The 16,547-nt window shown below is 56.6% G+C and carries 16 protein-coding genes; 5 read left to right on the top strand and 11 right to left on the bottom strand.

All coding sequences use genetic code 11. From position 1 onward, the window contains the following. Positions 1-813 (bottom strand): serine protease, encoded by an 813-nt coding sequence (locus tag ABLV75_RS03420; RefSeq protein ID WP_004102503.1) that lies wholly within the window; start codon positions 811-813, stop codon positions 1-3. A 562-nt stretch (positions 814-1,375) separates the two neighbouring features. Further along, on the bottom strand, positions 1,376-2,314 hold the full coding sequence (locus ABLV75_RS03425; RefSeq protein ID WP_049593062.1) for a LysR substrate-binding domain-containing protein: 939 nt from the start codon (positions 2,312-2,314) through the stop codon (positions 1,376-1,378). Between the two features lie 117 nt (positions 2,315-2,431). Here ABLV75_RS03425 and ABLV75_RS03430 point away from each other — a divergent pair, with 117 nt between their 5' ends. Next, the gene (locus tag ABLV75_RS03430; RefSeq protein WP_049593063.1) at positions 2,432-3,040 is read left to right on the top strand and encodes a LysE family transporter; all 609 of its coding nucleotides are present in this window, start codon (positions 2,432-2,434) and stop codon (positions 3,038-3,040) included. A 146-nt stretch (positions 3,041-3,186) separates the two neighbouring features. Here the strand turns inward: ABLV75_RS03430 and asr are convergent, their stop codons facing one another. Both asr and ABLV75_RS03440 read right to left on the bottom strand, forming a co-directional pair. Next, positions 3,187-3,555, bottom strand: coding sequence for an acid resistance repetitive basic protein Asr (gene asr / locus ABLV75_RS03435; protein WP_023329776.1), 369 nt, complete (start codon positions 3,553-3,555; stop codon positions 3,187-3,189). Between the two features lie 173 nt (positions 3,556-3,728). Continuing rightward, positions 3,729-5,216 carry a carboxypeptidase M32 gene (locus ABLV75_RS03440; protein ID WP_017145780.1) on the bottom strand — a complete coding sequence of 496 codons (1,488 nt, stop codon included), beginning with the start codon at positions 5,214-5,216 and terminating at the stop codon, positions 3,729-3,731. 336 nt (positions 5,217-5,552) lie between these two features. On the opposite strand from ABLV75_RS03440, the gene ABLV75_RS03445 reads away from it, so the two are divergent. After that, entirely contained in the window at positions 5,553-5,645 is a 93-nt protein-coding gene (locus ABLV75_RS03445; protein WP_004102479.1) for a hypothetical protein, read from the top strand. A gap of 35 nt (positions 5,646-5,680) precedes the next feature. Here ABLV75_RS03445 and ABLV75_RS03450 read toward each other — a convergent pair whose 3' ends face one another. Then, positions 5,681-6,931 (bottom strand): MFS transporter, encoded by a 1,251-nt coding sequence (locus ABLV75_RS03450; protein ID WP_348854888.1) that lies wholly within the window; start codon positions 6,929-6,931, stop codon positions 5,681-5,683. A gap of 116 nt (positions 6,932-7,047) precedes the next feature. On the opposite strand from ABLV75_RS03450, the gene ABLV75_RS03455 reads away from it, so the two are divergent. The 3 genes from ABLV75_RS03455 to bioD all read left to right on the top strand — a co-directional run bounded on the left by ABLV75_RS03455 (position 7,048) and on the right by bioD (position 10,118). Further along, the gene (locus ABLV75_RS03455; RefSeq protein WP_004102475.1) at positions 7,048-7,941 is read left to right on the top strand and encodes a LysR family transcriptional regulator; all 894 of its coding nucleotides are present in this window, start codon (positions 7,048-7,050) and stop codon (positions 7,939-7,941) included. Positions 7,942-8,074: 133 nt separating this feature from the next. Next, positions 8,075-9,295 carry a sugar metabolism global transcriptional regulator Mlc gene (gene mlc, locus ABLV75_RS03460; RefSeq protein WP_004102473.1) on the top strand — a complete coding sequence of 407 codons (1,221 nt, stop codon included), beginning with the start codon at positions 8,075-8,077 and terminating at the stop codon, positions 9,293-9,295. 127 nt (positions 9,296-9,422) lie between these two features. After that, complete coding sequence (gene bioD / locus ABLV75_RS03465; protein ID WP_004102470.1) at positions 9,423-10,118, top strand: dethiobiotin synthase; 696 nt, start codon at positions 9,423-9,425, stop codon at positions 10,116-10,118. On the opposite strand, the gene clcB is transcribed toward bioD, so the two are convergent. From clcB to ABLV75_RS03495, 6 genes are all read right to left on the bottom strand, one after another. Beyond that, positions 10,071-11,366, bottom strand: a complete 1,296-nt coding sequence (gene clcB, locus ABLV75_RS03470; protein ID WP_049101156.1) for a voltage-gated ClC-type chloride channel ClcB — start codon at positions 11,364-11,366, stop codon at positions 10,071-10,073. The genes bioD and clcB overlap by 48 nt on opposite strands. Positions 11,367-11,507: 141 nt before the next feature. Next, positions 11,508-12,116: a Tat proofreading chaperone DmsD gene (gene dmsD, locus ABLV75_RS03475; protein ID WP_049095544.1), complete on the bottom strand. Its 609-nt coding sequence runs from the start codon at positions 12,114-12,116 to the stop codon at positions 11,508-11,510. Positions 12,117-12,155: 39 nt separating this feature from the next. Beyond that, on the bottom strand, positions 12,156-13,013 hold the full coding sequence (locus tag ABLV75_RS03480) for a DmsC/YnfH family molybdoenzyme membrane anchor subunit (protein WP_004113347.1): 858 nt from the start codon (positions 13,011-13,013) through the stop codon (positions 12,156-12,158). A gap of 1 nt (position 13,014) precedes the next feature. Next, positions 13,015-13,632, bottom strand: coding sequence for a DMSO/selenate family reductase complex B subunit (locus tag ABLV75_RS03485; RefSeq protein ID WP_004102463.1), 618 nt, complete (start codon positions 13,630-13,632; stop codon positions 13,015-13,017). A 10-nt stretch (positions 13,633-13,642) separates the two neighbouring features. Next, the gene (gene ynfE / locus ABLV75_RS03490) at positions 13,643-16,078 is read right to left on the bottom strand and encodes a selenate/tellurate reductase subunit YnfE (RefSeq protein ID WP_348854889.1); all 2,436 of its coding nucleotides are present in this window, start codon (positions 16,076-16,078) and stop codon (positions 13,643-13,645) included. Between the two features lie 148 nt (positions 16,079-16,226). After that, the gene (locus ABLV75_RS03495) at positions 16,227-16,478 is read right to left on the bottom strand and encodes a DUF1161 domain-containing protein (protein WP_004102460.1); all 252 of its coding nucleotides are present in this window, start codon (positions 16,476-16,478) and stop codon (positions 16,227-16,229) included. Positions 16,479-16,547 lie beyond the last annotated feature (69 nt).

Below are 16,547 nucleotides of genomic sequence, written 5' to 3' on the forward strand. Positions count from 1 at the left end.
TTACTGGGCGGCCAGGGCTTCCAGCTTATCGCGAAAACCGGTCACCGAGATGGCGCGGTTATCCGCTCGCCAGCGATCTTTTGGTCCAGGCGCCGAGCTTTGAACCGCAATCACCTGCCAGCCATCATCAGTTTTCAGCAGCAGCGGCGAGCCGCTATCGCCCGGCAGCGTATCGCACTGATGGGAGAGCACCGATGCCTGCGCCCAGCCGGTGACCACGCAATCCTGATGGGTGTAGAGATTATCCAGATGATCTTCCGGATAGCCAGACTGAGTCACTTTTCGTTCGGCGGTTTTTAGCGCGGCGGTCAGATCGGCTTTGCTGCCGCTAAAAATCGGCACCGGCGTAATGCCGGAAGGGGCGTAGCGCAGCACGATAAGGCCAAAATCCCACGGCGCCGCGGCGCTGGGAACTATCCAGCCATCGCCGTCTGCCTTAAGCCGTTTGCCCAGTGAAGGATCTACCCGACCTTCGATACCGTGAATTTCGTACACCCAGCCGCCTTTACGCGAGATAAAACGCAGAGCGACGGGTTTGTCTGGCTTACCTTTAGGTGGCGTAAGCAGACAGTGCCCGGCGGTGAGCGCCAGATTGGGGGAAATCAGCGTGGCGGTACAGAGATTACCGCTGGCGGTTTCCAGCTGCCCGATAGCATCCCAGGGATCGTCTGTGGGATTGCTGACGGGTTTACGGTCGTCATGACCAAAAAACAGCGTCTTAATATCTTTCGCACTCATGCCATCATCATCGGCCTGCACCAGCGCAGGGAAAAGACAGATCGAACACAGTAATAACAGTACGTCTCTACGCATATCACTCTCTGGGGAGATAATTATGTCTATTGAAAGTAGCAGCAGATTTAAGTTTATGAAAGTTAAGAACAATTTTAATTAAGCCAGACGGCGGGTTAATCCAGCCAAAAACGCGCCTTCATGACGGATCAATGGTGTTATTTCAAGATGTTAACGCTGTTTGGCCGCGGCGCTATTTCCGCAGAAAAGGGCGGCGGAAGCAACATAAATCGTGTATCCGAACGTACATCAGATGAGGGAACATAACCTGATTTCCGCTTCAGCTTATTCTTAAGTCCATTCAGAAAAAAAAAGCCGCTATTGGGTAAAATATGCAATTTCTTCACAGGAAAAACGCACTTCTTTACCTGTTTCTTACTTACTTTCAAAGCGAAACATTTTCTCACCGTAAACGTTGTTATTGCTACCCGCTTGTTGAGCAAACAGAGATGTTATCCCGGCGATGATATCTGCAATGTCTAACACCCGATGTACGGGAGGATTTATGTCTAAACAAGGTATTCGCGCATTAGTTTATGTTTCGGTCGTATCCGCGATGATCTGGGGCGCTACGGGCTATCTATTAGTTGCCGCGGTTCACGTTCTCTAATTCGGGCTCCTCTCCCCGGCGGAGAATATTATCGGGGAGCGGGCCGGGGATATGCTGATTTAAAAAGTGATGCAGTAAAGCGATGGGCTGTGGGCTGAGAGGGTTTTTCGGCCAGACAAAATAGTAGCCTTCGCCGGTAGTTACCGCCGTCGGGAAGGGTAAGGCCAGCAGCCCGGCGCGTATCGCGGGTAGATTAAGCAGCAGATCGCCAATGCTGACGCCGTGCCCGCTCATCGCCGCCATGGTGCCTTGCTCAAGGGTATCAAAGACGATGCCCTGAGCAATATCCGGCGCAGGTCGCTCATAATGCTCGAGCCAGCGCCGCCAGTCACGGCGATCGGTGGACGGATGTATCAGCGTGCAGGCCGCTAAATCTTGCCTGGCCTGCTGCATCATCCCCGGTGCGCAAAGCGGGATTAACCATTCGGCAAAAAGCAGGCTGCAGCAGTTATTATTGCCAAAATTGCCATCTCCCAGGAGGATTGCGCAGTCGAATGGCTCCTGAGTAAAATCGACGCTGTCGCGATCCATCCACAGGCTGCTCATTTCCACTTCCGGTCGCTGGTGCTGCTGGCGAAACTGTTGCAGGACGTCCAATAGCCAGCGCATCGTAAGCGTTGACGGCGCCTTCAGCCGTAGCTTGCCTGCCTGACGACGCAGGGTCTGGCAGGCCCGGTCTATCGATGAAAAACTCTCATTCAGCGCCTTCGCCAGCTGATAGCCGGCATCGGTAAGCGTGACCTTTGGGCCATGGCGAACAAAAAGCCGGCATGCAAACCATGACTCCAGGGTGCTGACGTGGCGACTGACGGCGCCGGTCGTGACGTGCAGCGCCGCGGCGGCCTGACTAAACGAACCAAGCCGAGCGGCGGTTTCAAAAGCGCGCAGTGCGTAGAGCGGCGGCATAGACATTGGCACAGATTTTCAATATTGAGTAAAACTCACATTCAAACTCACTATAAGTCGTTTTTCAACTCTGAAATCAGAGAGGAAGATAGGGTTTTAATTGGGAAATGGTGAGTTTAAATCATGAATATCTCTTTGCTGACGGCCTACTCTTTGACGGTACTGGCGCTTATTGCCACCCCGGGGCCGGTGGTGGTGTTAGTGACCGGCGCGGCGGCGCGGGAAGGCTTTGCCAGTGCGGTGCGCACGATGATTGGCGGGAATCTGGCTTCTTTAGTGCTGCTGGCCGCTGCTGCTGCGATGCTGAACGGCATAGTGGCGCTTGATCCACGCGCGCTAACGCTGATGGCGACGATCGGATCGCTGTTTATTATTCGACTTGCGCTGGGGATGTTGCGTGCAGAGCCGGTGACGCAGGATGCATCGAAAAAGCGTAGTGGGGTGATGGCAGGATTTGCGACCGCGTTAAGCAATCCCAAAGATATCCTGTTTTTTGCCGCGTTTTTTCCGCAGTTTATTCCTGTAACCGACAGCTTCGGTTTTAGCCTGGGGCTCCTGACGGCGGTATGGGCGATGATCGACTTAGGCGTGCTTACGCTCTATATTCTGGCGGTTCGTCGTTGGTTAACGGCGCGTTACGCCCAGCGATTAACAACGGTGTCGGCGTTTTTCCTGCTAATTCTGGCGCTTTACGGCCTGGGCTACAACCTCTGGCAGCTAAGTCTTCAGTAGAGGAAAAAACGGCTGGCGACCAGCGCGCAGATAATCAGCAGGATCAGGATGAGCTCAAAACGGTAGCGCCGCAGCATAGTGCTCTCCGGAAAAAAACGGCGCTGAAGCCAGCGCCGGTATTATATCAATCAATCTCACCCGGGAGATTAAGCAGCCGGTTGGGCAGCAGCTTTAGCGGTATGGTGCCTGGTGGTTTTGTGGTGCTTTTTCGCAGCCTGGGCTTTCTGAGCTACCGGTTTAGCGGCGGCCTTTTTGTGTTTTTTGGCGGCCTGAGCCTTCTGGGTGGCAGCCGGTTTAGCTTCTGCTTTCTTGTGCTTTTTAGCCGCCTGCGCTTTCTGCTCTGCAGCCGGTTTAACAGCGGCTTTATGGTGTTTCTTGTGATGGGTCGCTTTAGCGGTGGTGCTGTGAGTTGCAGCAGCCGGAGCCGGAGTGGCGGTGGTGGCGGCATCGGCAGCGAAAGCGACAGAAGACAGACCCATAGCAGCGGCAACGACCAGAGCTAATACTTTTTTCATTCTGATATCCTCGAAAAGGTTTCTTGTTTCAACCCCACTGCGGGGCCGTTGAAAGAACTATATGCTTGTCTTATCGAGGTTTCCGTGAGTGTTTGGTATCGGCGTGTAACCGTATGTACAACCTGCTCTCACCGGGGATAATTGGGCGCCGGGAGCGGCCCGACGCCCGTAGCTTACAGATACCGCGAGGTGAGGTGCTGGCGGAAAAAGTCGCTGTTAAGGTCTTCCCCGGTCGCATGCTGTATCAGCTGCGAGGTGGTGAAACGGCTGCCGTGCTGCCAGATATTCTGCCGCAGCCAATCGAAGAGGGCGGTAAAGTTACCGTTGGCGATATCGCTTTCTAGCTGCGGTAGCGCCCGTCTGGCGGAAGCCATCAGCTGAGCGGCGTACATAGCGCCCAGCGTGTAGGACGGGAAGTAGCCAAAACCGCCATCGGTCCAGTGGATATCCTGCATACAGCCGTCCCGATAGTTGCCGGTAGTAGACAGTCCCAGCCAGTGCTGCATTTTTTCATCCCACAGCGCCGGAATATCATCAACCTCGATATCGCCATCAATCAACGCACGTTCAATTTCGTAGCGCAGAATGACGTGCGCCGGATAGCTCACCTCGTCGGCGTCGACGCGGATAAAGCCCGGTTTGACGCGTTGATTCCAGGCGATAAAGTTGTCGCGGCTAAAGGCCGGCTGCTCGCCAAAGTACCGGCGTACCGTTGGCAGCAGGCGTTGCAGAAAGGCTTCGCTGCGGCCGAGCTGCATTTCGAAAAACAGGCTTTGCGACTCGTGGATTGCGGTAGAGCGGGCGAGAGCGATGGGCTGATCGATCCAGTTACGCGGTAGATTTTGTTCGTAGCGTGCGTGACCGGTTTCATGAATCACGCCAAACAGCGCGCTGAGCAGATCGTTCTCGTTGTAGCGCGTGGTGATACGCACGTCCTGGGGCACGCCGCCGCAGAAAGGGTGGGCGCTGATATCCAGCCGTCCGCCATCAAAATCAAAGCCCAGCACGCGCATCGCTTCCAGCCCCAGTTCGCGCTGGTCAGCAATCGGAAACGGCCCTTGAGGTTCGATGAGCGGCGTTTGCGCCTGCTTTTCAACCACTTTCTCCAGCAGCGTGGGAAGCCATGACTTGAGGTCAGCGAACAGCACATCAAGACGCGTACTGGTCATATCCGGTTCAAAAATATCCAGCAGCGCGTCATAGCGGGAGCAGCCTTTTGCCGCGGCGCGAATCTGCGCCTCTTCGCGGCTCAGCTTGACCACTTCCCGCAGGTTTTCAGCAAAACCCTGCCAGTCGTTCGCCGGACGCTGGCTGCGCCAGGCGTGCTCGCAGCGGCTACCCGCCAGCGATTTCGCTTCCACCAGGCTTTCCGGCAGCAGCGCCGCCTGCTCGTACTGGCGGGTCATCTCGCGCAGGTTTGCCTGCTCAGCATCGTTCAGCTCTTCCTGAAGCGCATTGCGCAGCCATTCGCCCACTTTTTTATCGGTCAGAATCTGATGTTGCAAAACGCCAAGCTCAGCCAGCGCTTCGCCGCGGGCCGCGCTGCCGCCGGGCGGCATCATGGTGAACATGTCCCAGCCGGCGATGGCGGAGAGATGCGAAAAGCGGGAAAGGCGCTGAAAGGTCTTTACAAGTGACTGATACGGCGAGCTTTTTTCCATATTGTCGGATCCTGTTGGCTGCGTTTGCATAGGTGAGAATGAGGAGTATTCCATCACAATTCCTTTACCTTTCCCACAATGAAAAACCGGGGTGATGCTGACCTGGACGTCAGGCAGCGCTGGAATTGACCATCTGACCACAGCTACCCTAATGGAGTAAGGTGGTACAGACGGGTAAGTGATTGCCCGGACGGTTCATCAGCATAATGTCATGATTAATCGATTGCGTATTTTATGTTTGGCTCGAAATAATCCGGATGTGCGCAAAATAGCAGTTTCTTTCTCTGTGGTCGGCTAAAATATAAACATAGACAGGCCGCTGATGTGAGGTGGATTATGAATCCGTTTACCTGGCTGTTTATCGCACTGCTTTCTATGGACGCCGTCAGAGAACTGATGGGCATGTCGTCGGTACTGGGAATGTGGTGAACTGCGTGGCCCGCTTCAGGCCACGCAAGCCCGCGTTACTTCAGGCGCTTGTGCAAACAGGCGCCGGTAAGCAGCGCAGCCAGCAGCATCAGCGCAATAAACCCGCCAACGCCGTTCCAGCCGTAATTATGCCAGAACACGCCGCCTAATGTCCCCGCCATGCTGGATCCCAGATAGTAGCTGAATAAATAGAGCGACGAGGCCTGGCCACGCGCGCGGCGGGCTCGTGGGCCGATCCAACTGCTGGCGACCGAGTGGGCTGCGAAAAATCCCGCAGAGAATAGCAGCATGCCGATGAAAATCAGCCACAGCGATGAGAATAACGTCATCAACAGCCCGCCGAGCATAACCGCCGTGGAAAACAACATCACCGGGCCGCGGCCATAGCGCACGGTCATCGCACCGGCTTTTGGCGAGCTCCATGTTCCGGTTAAATAGGCCACCGAAAGCAGGCCTACGACCGCCTGGCTTAATGACCACGGCGAGAGCATCAAGCGATAGCCAATATAGTTAAACAGAGTGACGAAGGACCCCATTAACAAAAAACCTTCGAGGAACAGCAGGGGCAGCCCGCGATCGCGCCAGTGCAGACGAAAGTTGATCAGCAGCGTTTTTGGTCGCAGCGAGGTCGGACGGAAGTGGCGCGATTCCGGCAGGATGCGCCAGAACATCAGTGCTGCGGCAAGGGCGAAGCCGCTAATGACCGCCAGCGCAATCCGCCAGCCGAAGAAATCGGTGAATACACCGGTCAGCAGACGACCGCTCATGCCGCCGATGGAGTTACCGCTGATATACAGCCCCATCGAGAACGCCACCACGCTGGGATGGATCTCTTCGCTCAGGTAGGTCATGCCGACCGCCGCCACGCCGCTCAGCGACAGACCAATCAGGGCGCGCATAATCAGGATCCCGTGCCAGCTGGACATCATCGTCGACAGCAGGGAGCAGCAGGAAGCCAGCACCAGCGCCGTCACCATTACCTGCTTGCGGCCAATCGCGTCAGAGAGCGGGCCGGTAAACAGCAGGCCGACCGCCAGCATGGCGGTGGAGATGGACAACGAGATACTGCTGCTGGCCGGTGAGACGCCGAATTCAGTGGAGAGCACGGGCAGGATCGGCTGAACACAATAAAGCAGCGCGAAAGTCGCCAGTCCGGCAGAAAAGAGCGCAAGCGTAACGCGAATAAATTGCGGAGTGCCGCGTTTGATAAACTGGTTTGGCTGAGGAGCGATGGTGTCGCTGACGTCGCTTGCCGGGACGGTGTCAGCGGTAGTTGTACGGCTCACGGAAAAATCCTTGCTGATATACAGAGTTAAATGACCTTGCAGGGCACTTATTAAGGGTATGAAAATGTAAATATTCTGTCTAATATATTAATAATCTCAAATAAGACGTTTTAAATATGAATATTGAGCTGCGTCATCTGCGCTACTTTATTGCGGTGGCGGAAGAACTCCATTTTGGTCATGCGGCGGCGCGGTTGAACATATCTCAGCCGCCGCTTAGCCAGCAGATTCAAATCCTTGAGCAGCAAATTGGCGCACGTCTGTTTGCTCGTACCAACCGCAGCGTTAGCCTGACGGATGCCGGCAAGCAGTTTCTCGCCGATAGCCGGCAGATCCTCTCGCAGGTGGAAGATGCCGCCGCGCGGGCCGCTCGTCTTCACCACGGCGAGACCGGCGAACTACGCATTGGCTTTACTTCGTCAGCTCCCTTTATTAAGGCGGTATCGGACACGTTGTCGACCTTCCGCCATCGCTATCCGGATGTGCATATTCAGACGCGGGAAACCAACACTCGCGAGCAGATTGTGCCGCTAAACGAAGGGGCGCTGGACCTGGGGCTGATGCGTAACACCCAACTGCCGGAAACGCTGGTCTGGGAAAGAGTGCTGCGTGAACCGCTGCTGGCGATGGTGCCCCGGGACCATCCGCTGGCGAGCCAGCCTGGCGTTAGCCTGCGGGAGCTGGCGCGGGAGCCGTTCGTCTTTTTTGATCCTCATGTTGGTACCGGACTGTATGACGATATTCTGGGGTTAATGCGCCGCTACGACCTGACGCCGGTCATCACCCAGGAGGTGGGGGAAGCCATGACCATTATCGGCCTGGTTGCCGCCGGGCTTGGCGTGTCGATTTTACCGGCCTCATTCCGGCGGGTTCAGCTGTCGGAAATGTGCTGGTTGCCCATCGAAGAGCAGGATGCGGTCTCGGAAATGTGGCTGGTATGGTCTAAGCATCGTGAGCAGGGTCAGGCGGCGCGCCGTTTTCGCGAATCGCTGCTGGCCAGCGCCAGGTGATGCATTTAAGACAAATCAGGGCTAAAAATGTGCGGTAAATCACAAGGCTAAGTAAAAATTTGACGAGTACCGTTGAAGTGCTTCACCATAGCCCTCAGTTTATTTCGAAGCGCGAAAATAAAGGGAGTCAACGGTGGTAGCGGACAGTCAGCCAGGCCATATCGATCAAATAAAGCAGACCAACGCGGGCGCAGTTTATCGCCTGATTGATCAGCTTGGCCCGGTGTCGCGCATCGACCTCTCGCGCTTCGCGCAGCTCGCGCCTGCCAGTATCACTAAAATCGTCCGCGAAATGCTGGAAGCGCATCTGGTTCAGGAAACGGAAATCCAGGAGCCTGGAAGCCGTGGAAGGCCCGCCGTAGGGTTGATGGTGGAAACCGAAGCCTGGCACTACCTCTCAATCCGCATCAGCCGCGGCGAAATCCACCTCGCGCTTCGCGATCTGAGCAGCGCGCTGGTGGTGGAAGAGCAGCTGGAGCTGGCATTACAACACGTCCAGCCCTTTGCGACGCGGCTCCTCGATCACGTAGACCAGTTCTTTATTCGTCACCAAAAGAAGCTGGAGCGTTTAACCGCCATTGCCGTCACTATGCCGGGAATTATCGACACCGAGCACGGTATTATTCACCGGATGCCATTTTATGAAGACGTTAAGGATATGCCGCTGGGCGAGATTTTAGCCAATCATACCGGCGTATCGGTCTATATTCAGCACGACATCAGCGCCTGGACCATGGCCGAATCGCTGTTTGGCGCCTCCAGGGGGGCGCGCGATGTGATTCAGGTGGTTATCGATCACAACGTGGGGGCGGGGGTGATCACCGACGGTCGTCTGCTGCACGCGGGCAGCAGCAGTCTGGTTGAAATCGGCCACACTCAGGTCGACCCGTATGGGAAACGCTGCTATTGCGGCAACCATGGCTGTCTGGAAACCATTGCCAGCGTCGAGAGCGTGCTGGAACTGGCGCAGATCCGCATGGCCAAGTCGATGAGCTCAATGCTGCATCAGCAGCCGCTCAGCGTCGAGTGGCTATGTGAGGCCGCGCTGCAGGGGGATTTACTTGCCCGCGACATTATCAGCGGCGTCGGGAACCACGTTGGGCGGATTCTGGCGATTATGGTTAACCTCTTTAACCCGCAGAAAATCCTTATCGGTTCACCTTTCAACCTCGCCGCTGATATTTTATTTCCGGCAATATCTGATTGCATTCGACAACAATCGTTACCGGCCTACAGCCGACATATTGCCGTTGAAAGCACGCAGTTTTCTAACCGGGGGACGATGGCTGGTGCGGCTCTGGTAAAGGATGCCCTCTATAACGGATCGTTGCTCATACGACTGTTACAGGGTTAACATTTTTTCATATTCACACCAAAAATTGCGCTATCTCAAGCCCGCCCTCGATGGCATCGCGTAGACTTTTTCCACAGTTGATTATTTCTCTCCCGTATATTTCATCAACATAACTGTGGGGTTAGTGATGTTTAAGCGTTTCTTCATAACAGGTACTGACACTTCTGTCGGCAAGACAGTCGTTTCCCGTGCGCTGTTGCAGGCACTCGCTGCCAGCGGCAAAAGCGTAGCCGGGTACAAGCCTGTGGCGAAGGGCAGTAAAGAGACGCCGGACGGACTGCGGAACAAAGATGCGCTGGTTTTACAGAGCGTGTCATCGCTGGTGTTACCGTATGATGCTGTCAATCCCATCGCGTTAAGCGAAGATGAAAGCAGCGTGGCGCATAGTTGCCCAATCAACTACGGTCTGTTGTCGGACGGCCTGCAGCGCATGAGCGCGCAGGTTGAGCATGTGGTAGTCGAAGGTACCGGAGGCTGGCGCAGCCTGATGAACGATCTGCGTCCGCTGTCGGAGTGGGTGGTACAGGAACAGCTGCCGGTGCTGATGGTGGTGGGGATTCAGGAAGGCTGCATCAACCATGCCTTGCTGACCGCACAGGCTATCGCTAACGACGGCCTGCCGCTGATTGGCTGGGTTGCCAATCGTATTAATCCGGGCCTGGCGCATTATGCTGAAATTATCGATGTGCTGAGCAAAAAACTGCCAGCGCCGCTCATCGGTGAATTGCCTTACTTGCCGCGCGCGGAACAGCGCGAACTGAGCCAGTATATCGACTTATCGATGCTCGGCGAGATGATGGCGGTAGATAGAATCCCGGCGTAACGTCCGCGACAGCACCGATGCCAGTACGCTGGCAATCAATAAACCGGGCAGTAAAACGTACTGTCCGGTCATTTCACAAATCATCAGCGTGGACATAATCGGCGCATGGGTTGTCGCCGCCAGAAACGCCGCCATGCCGGTTAAGCCTATCATTATCGCGATCTCCTGGTAATCAGGTAGCCACAGTCCCGTCAGGCTGGCGAACAGCATGCCGATCCCCAGGCCAACAAACAGCGTTGGCGTAAACACCCCCCCCGGCGCGCCGGAACCGCTGCTGGCCAGCACGGCGAGCAGCTTGCAGACAAAGACAAGAATGATAGCGCTGAAGAGCGGCGGCGAAAGCAGATAGCTTTGTACGACACTGTAGCCATTTCCCCAGACGGCCGGCGCGAGAAGCGAGAGCAGGCCGACAATAAGCCCGCCCAGCGCCAGCTGCCAGGGGGGCGACAGACGCAGCCGGACAAAGCACTGATGGCTATAGCTCATCAGCCAGATAAACAGCGGCCCGCAAAGCCCGGCCAGCAAACCCGTTGCCAGCATTAACCCATAGTGGGTCGCGCGCAGGGTGGCGTGAAACTCAACGTGGTAGAGCGGCGCCGAACTTCCGTTCAGCAGATTGGTGAGCAGCAGGGCGGTTACCGCAGCAATGACGACCGGACCAAGCGACGCCAGCATCAGAGTGCCGAATAAGATCTCGGCGATAAACAGGCTGCCGGCAAGCGGCGCATGGTATGCGCTGGCCATCCCGGCGGCGGCGCCGCAGGCGACCCACAGCTTCCACTCATCTTTTGGCGTAAACCGGCGGGCGAACAGCGAGGCGGCCAGCGCGGCCAGCAGGATCATCGCCCCTTCCCGGCCAATAGCGCTGCCGGTGGTGACCACCAGCAGAGAGGCCAGCGATTTTACCAGGCTGGCCGGGGTATCAAACCCGCCGTCGCCGGTCTCGAGAGCTTCCATGTAGTCGGTTGGCGCGTGCGGACGTTCAACACTGCGGCGCTGCCAGAACCATAGCAGGGCGCCTGCGGCAAGGCCGCCCAGCATTGGCGTTAACAGCCGACGCCATCCGGGCATAGACTCAGCGGCGTTCACCAGACTTCCGCTGTCATTGCTCAGAAACAGGCTTTCCAGTCCCGCCATTGCATGGCGGAACAGGGCAACCGCGAGGGCGGCGAAGACGCCGACCAGCATGGCAATGACCAGACGGCGAAACATAACCTGGACATCAGGATAAGCGTGAAGACGATGCATTAGCGAATACGATTAGCGAAACAGATGGCTTATTTTCTCTGGATATAAAGATATAAGCAAAAGCGATAAGTGCGAATGAAGCGGAAAGGTGACATTGTCACTTGCAGGTGATGCCCGGCTGGCGGGCATCAGCTGAGGGAGTTAACGGTAGAGCGGTTTCTCGGCCACCGCACAGGGCAGCCGCGCCTGCCATTGCGCCAGCGTCTCTTGCGCCAGCTGGCCAAGAGCCTGATAAAAAGGCTGATTCGCCTCGGCCACAAATACGCTCAGAAAGCGGCCGGACCACGGGAGGAGATGCCAGGCCAGAAGCTGGTTAAAGGCCTCATCCTGAGCAGATTCGCACAGCCAGGCTGCCAGCAGTAGCAGGGTGCCAAAGTGGTCTTCCGGCTCCGAACGTTGTTCGGACAGCGCGATGCCGGTTACCCGCATCCATTCACGAAGCGCCAGCGTTGAGTCGCCAAACAACACGCTTTCTTTATCCAGCCAGACGGAGCCCCACGGCGGCGCAGGCAGCGCCCACGGACCGATAAACAGCCGCTGCCAGGCTTCCGGTAGCGGTTCATCGTCCTCGCGAGCGAACAGCGCCGCCAGGCCGTCCGTCACCGCGTAGGGCCACTGACTTCGCCAGCTGCCGTCACGCAGGGCCGCAACCAGCGGAGCAGCCTGCTCGCTGTCCGGCGCAAAAGAGAACAGAGCGCCCAGCGTGCGGGCGCTGAGTGCGACAGCGTCGCGGTCTTGCGATTGCATCATACCATTCCTTACAGCAGAGGGGGCCGCAGCACCCGTTTATTAACCGGCAATTGCCGTACCCACGGTCATATGGAGACCATAAAACAGGCCGCGGCCGATAAACTCGCCGAGCATCACCAGTGCCAGTCCGAGCAGCAAGCTGGCGATGCGCGGATTCTGGCGTCTTGCCAGCGGGCAGATCCAGCAGCCGAGACCCAGCGCCAAAAGAACTAACCGCAGGATTTGTAGCCAGCCATAATAAGGCAGCAGTGCGCTGGCCTGCTGTACGGAGCTGTGGATCTCCGCCAGCTCGCTGTTCTGCAATATGACGACCGCCAGGCTTGCCAGCAGCGCGAGCACGCTCATCGAAGCGAAAACTCTGCCGTTAAACGGCACGTTGGCTACGCGCAGCAGCAGGGCGGCGAAAAGCGGCCCGCACAGCACCATCGTCAGGAAGAATGCGGCGGTGGTATAGGCATTATACCAGGTCGGCACGGTATCAATCTGGTACACCATGGTCATCTCAAGGACGAACAGGCAGCCGAGCAGCATAGTCAGCAGGAGCCAGGCTTTCGCCAGAACCCGCGGCATTTTCCCGAGAATCGTCACCAGCCACCAGAAACCCCCGACGGCGAAAAATAGTGCGCCGCTGGCAATTTCATTGCTTAACGCCGATGATCCCACCCGGTTAAGGGCGTTAAATGCCCGCAGCGGCGAGCCGAGGTGGATGATTGATGCGAGAAAGCCAATCCCCATTATCAGCCAGATAAAAAACATGCCCCGCACCAGGCGCTGCCGGGCTTCGGAGTTGTTATTCAGCGAAAGCCAGCCCAGCCCGCTGACGATAATCGCCCCTGCGACGCTTTGCCCCAGCACCGTAAACAGCACCAGCGGCCATTCATGCCATCCGTTTCCCATTTTATACCTCCTTCGGGTTGGCCAAATAGCCGGTGGTATCGCCGCACGGACGCGCATTGGCGTTCGGTTTGATCACGATACTCGGCCTGGTGAAGTGCGCAGACGGCAGCGGAGCGACGGCGGCCAGCTGACCGTGTTTTTCGCGGAGTTCTTCGATGGGGCCAAAGTCGAGAGCCCTCAGCGGGCAGGACTCGACGCATATCGGTTTTTTACCTTCGGCGACCCGGTCATAGCAGCCGTCGCATTTAGTCATATGGCCTTTTGCCGCGTTGTACTGCGGCGCACCGTACGGGCAGGCCATATGGCAGTAGCGACAGCCGATGCATACCTCTTCGTTCACTACCACGAAACCGTCATCGCGCTTGTGCATGGCGCCGCTGGGACATACTTTCGTGCAGGCCGGATCTGCGCAGTGGTTGCAGGCGATTGACAGGTAATAGGCGAAGACGTTTTGCTGCCACACGCCGTTATCTTCCTGCCAGTCGCCGCCCGCGTATTCGTAGATGCGGCGAAAGCTGACATCAGGCGTTAAGTTTTTATAATCCTTACAGGCCAGCTCGCAGGTCTTACAGCCCGTGCAGCGGGCGGAGTCGATAAAAAATCCATACTGAGCGCTCATGGTTTACTCCTTAAACCTTCTCGATTTCGACCAGATTGGTGTGCTGCGGGTTGCCCTTAGCCAGCGGCGAAGGGCGGTGTGTCGTCAGCGTATTGATACACGAGCCGCGATCGATACGATCGCCGTTCATATTGGCATCATGCCAGGCCCCCTGGCCCATCGCCGACACGCCGGGCATGATGCGCGGGGTCACCTTGGCCGGGATCCGCAGTTCGCCGCGGGCGTTGAATACGCGCACCATATCGCCGTTCTTGATCCCGCGTTTTTCGGCGTCCAGAGGATTTAGCCACACCTCCTGACGGCAGGCTGCCTGAAGTATATCCACATTGCCGTAGCTTGAGTGGGTGCGCGCCTTGTAGTGGAAGCCGAACATTTGCAGCGGGAACTTCTCGCGTAAAGGATCATCCCAGCCTTCAAAGGTTGAGGCGTAGACCGGCAGCGGGCTAATGGTTTCGTCCTTTTCGAGCTGCCAGTTTGCGGCGATCTCCGCCAGACGGCTGGAGTAAATCTCGATTTTACCCGACGGGGTTTTTAACGGATTGGCGGCCGGGTCTTTACGGAAGTCGCGATAGGCGACAAAGTGGCCGTTGGGGTCTCTACGTTTATAAATCCCCATCTTTTTCAGTTCGTCATAGCTCGGGAGCGCCGGGTCTTTCGCCAGCATTTTCGCGTACAAATGCTGCAGCCACTGCTCCTGGGTACGGCCTTCGGTAAACTTCTGGTGGACATCCTCGCCAAGCCGTTTTGCCACTTCGCTAAGGATCCAGTAGATAGGTTTGCGCTCAAATTTGGCGGAGGTGACCGGCTGAATGAAAATGAGATAACCCATATTGCCGGCGTAATCGTTGGGAATAATATCTTCCTGCTCGACGGTCATCAGGTCCGGCAGCAGAATATCGGCATATTTGGCCGATGAAGTCATAAAGTTTTCGATAACCACGATCATCTCGCATTTGCTTTCATCCTGCAGGATCTCGTAGGTTTTATTGATATCCGAGTGCTGGTTGATGATGGTGTTGCCGGCATAGTTCCAGAGGAATTTAATTGGCACATCCAGCTTCTCTTTGCCGCGTACGCCGTCGCGGGTGGCGGTCATTTCCGGGCCGCGAGCGATGGCGTCGGTCCAGCTAAAGCAGGAGATGGCGGTTTTAATCGGATTGGTCAGCACCGGCAGGCGTTCAATAGTAATGGTATAGGTGGATTCGCGGGCGCCGCTGTTGCCGCCGTTAATGCCGACGTTGCCGGTCAGTATCGGCAGCATGGCGATCGCTCGGGCCGACAGTTCACCGTTAGCCTGGCGCTGCGGTCCCCATCCCTGGCAAATATAAGCCGGTTTCGTGCTGCCGATTTCCCGGGCCAGCTTGATGATGCGGTCGACGGGAATGCCGGTGATCCGCGATGCCCATTGTGGGGTTTTCGCCGTGCCGTCGTCACCCTCGCCGAGAATATACGCTTTGTAATGCCCGTTCGCCGGGGCGTCTGCCGGCAGCGTTTTCTCATCGTAACCGACGCAGTATTTATCGAGGAATGGCTGATCGACCAGATTTTCATTAATCAGCACCCAGGCGATGCCGGCCACCAGCGCGGCGTCGGTGCCGGGGCGAATCGGGATCCATTCATCTTCCCGCCCGGCGGCGGTATCGGTATAGCGCGGGTCGATAACGATCATTCGCGCGTTAGAGCGCTCGCGCGCCTGTTCTAAATAATAAGTGATGCCGCCACCGCTCATGCGGGTTTCTGCCGGGTTATTACCGAACATCACTACCAGCTTGCTGTTTTCAATATCGGAGGTGCTGTTGCCATCATTGCTGCCGTAGGTGTAGGGCATGGCGCAGGCAATTTGCGCTGTACTGTAGGTTCCGTACTGATTCAATGAGCCGCCGTAGCAGTTCATCAGGCGCATTACCGGTGAGGCGGTGGGTGACGAACGCGTCATGTTGCCGCCGACAATCCCCGAAGAGTAGTTAATATAAACGGCTTCGTTGCCATAATCTTTGACGATGCGTTTGAGATTACCGGCAATCGTATCCAGCGCCTCTTCCCAGCTAATGCGGACAAACTTGCCTTCGCCGCGTTTACCGACGCGCTTCATGGGATAATTAAGGCGATCGGGATGATTAATGCGCCGGCGAATGGAACGGCCGCGCAGGCAGGCACGCACCTGGTGATCGCCATAAATATCCGCGCCGGTATTGTCGGTTTCGACCCAGACGACTTCATCGTCACGCACGTGTGAACGCAGCGCGCAGCGGCTGCCGCAGTTGACCGAGCAGGCCCCCCAGACAATCCGTTCTTCACCGCGCGTAGCGTCTTGCACCGCGGCGGCGGCATTGCGCAGGCTGAAAGGCAGCGATAAACCGCCGGCGGCGAGGGCCAGCGAACCAAGGGCGGTCGATTTGATTAGCGTTCGGCGGGTAAGGCCGTCGGTATGTTCCTGGTTAGACATTGCTCACTCCATGATTTTGTTATAATGGCGTAATGCCAACGCCTGCTTAATGTTGGCGTGGAGAGTGAGGGATCTTACTTAAAACGGAGTAGAGAGATCTTATCCCCGGTCAACCAAGGGATAAGACTTCTCCAGTCATGCGGCGAGGTTACTGCGCGCCGCTGTCGCGGGTGTAGATGATTTTAAAGGTATCGTTAGCGCAGTGGCCGACCACCTGCTCGCCGGGCCGATCGGGCTGGTCGTTCGGGACGATCGCCAGGCTAAAGCCCGATTCCGGGACGCCGTTGTTGATGATTTTCTGCTGAATATCGCTTTTTACCCGCTCGCAGGAATCCGGCGCCGCGAAAGCAGCTGTCGAACCCAGAAGCAGGGCCGCACAGAGCCAGGGGGATAGTTTCATCATAAACTCCTTATTGACGTTATCCAGAATTAAGCATAGCAGAAGTGGTGTAAACAATTGTATTTGCTA

The sequence above is a fragment of the Klebsiella sp. CN_Kp066 genome (assembly GCF_040065135.1).
Classification (GTDB): Bacteria; Pseudomonadota; Gammaproteobacteria; order Enterobacterales; family Enterobacteriaceae; genus Klebsiella; species Klebsiella oxytoca.

Bases quoted from the DNA above. Each gene is read 5' to 3' on its own strand.
- ABLV75_RS03440 (WP_017145780.1), bottom strand. From the start codon at position 5,216: ATGGAAAAAAGCTCGCCGTATCAGTCACTTGTAAAGACCTTTCAGCGC.
- ABLV75_RS03420 (WP_004102503.1), bottom strand. From the start codon at position 813: ATGCGTAGAGACGTACTGTTATTACTGTGTTCGATCTGTCTTTTCCCT.
- ABLV75_RS03445 (WP_004102479.1), top strand. From the start codon at position 5,553: ATGAATCCGTTTACCTGGCTGTTTATCGCACTGCTTTCTATGGACGCC.
- ABLV75_RS03430 (WP_049593063.1), top strand. From the start codon at position 2,432: ATGAATATCTCTTTGCTGACGGCCTACTCTTTGACGGTACTGGCGCTT.
- ABLV75_RS03485 (WP_004102463.1), bottom strand. From the start codon at position 13,632: ATGAGCGCTCAGTATGGATTTTTTATCGACTCCGCCCGCTGCACGGGC.
- ABLV75_RS03495 (WP_004102460.1), bottom strand. From the start codon at position 16,478: ATGAAACTATCCCCCTGGCTCTGTGCGGCCCTGCTTCTGGGTTCGACA.
- ABLV75_RS03425 (WP_049593062.1), bottom strand. From the start codon at position 2,314: ATGTCTATGCCGCCGCTCTACGCACTGCGCGCTTTTGAAACCGCCGCT.
- asr (WP_023329776.1), bottom strand. From the start codon at position 3,555: ATGAAAAAAGTATTAGCTCTGGTCGTTGCCGCTGCTATGGGTCTGTCT.
- ynfE (WP_348854889.1), bottom strand. From the start codon at position 16,078: ATGTCTAACCAGGAACATACCGACGGCCTTACCCGCCGAACGCTAATC.
- ABLV75_RS03480 (WP_004113347.1), bottom strand. From the start codon at position 13,013: ATGGGAAACGGATGGCATGAATGGCCGCTGGTGCTGTTTACGGTGCTG.
- clcB (WP_049101156.1), bottom strand. From the start codon at position 11,366: ATGCATCGTCTTCACGCTTATCCTGATGTCCAGGTTATGTTTCGCCGT.
- dmsD (WP_049095544.1), bottom strand. From the start codon at position 12,116: ATGATGCAATCGCAAGACCGCGACGCTGTCGCACTCAGCGCCCGCACG.
- ABLV75_RS03455 (WP_004102475.1), top strand. From the start codon at position 7,048: ATGAATATTGAGCTGCGTCATCTGCGCTACTTTATTGCGGTGGCGGAA.
- bioD (WP_004102470.1), top strand. From the start codon at position 9,423: ATGTTTAAGCGTTTCTTCATAACAGGTACTGACACTTCTGTCGGCAAG.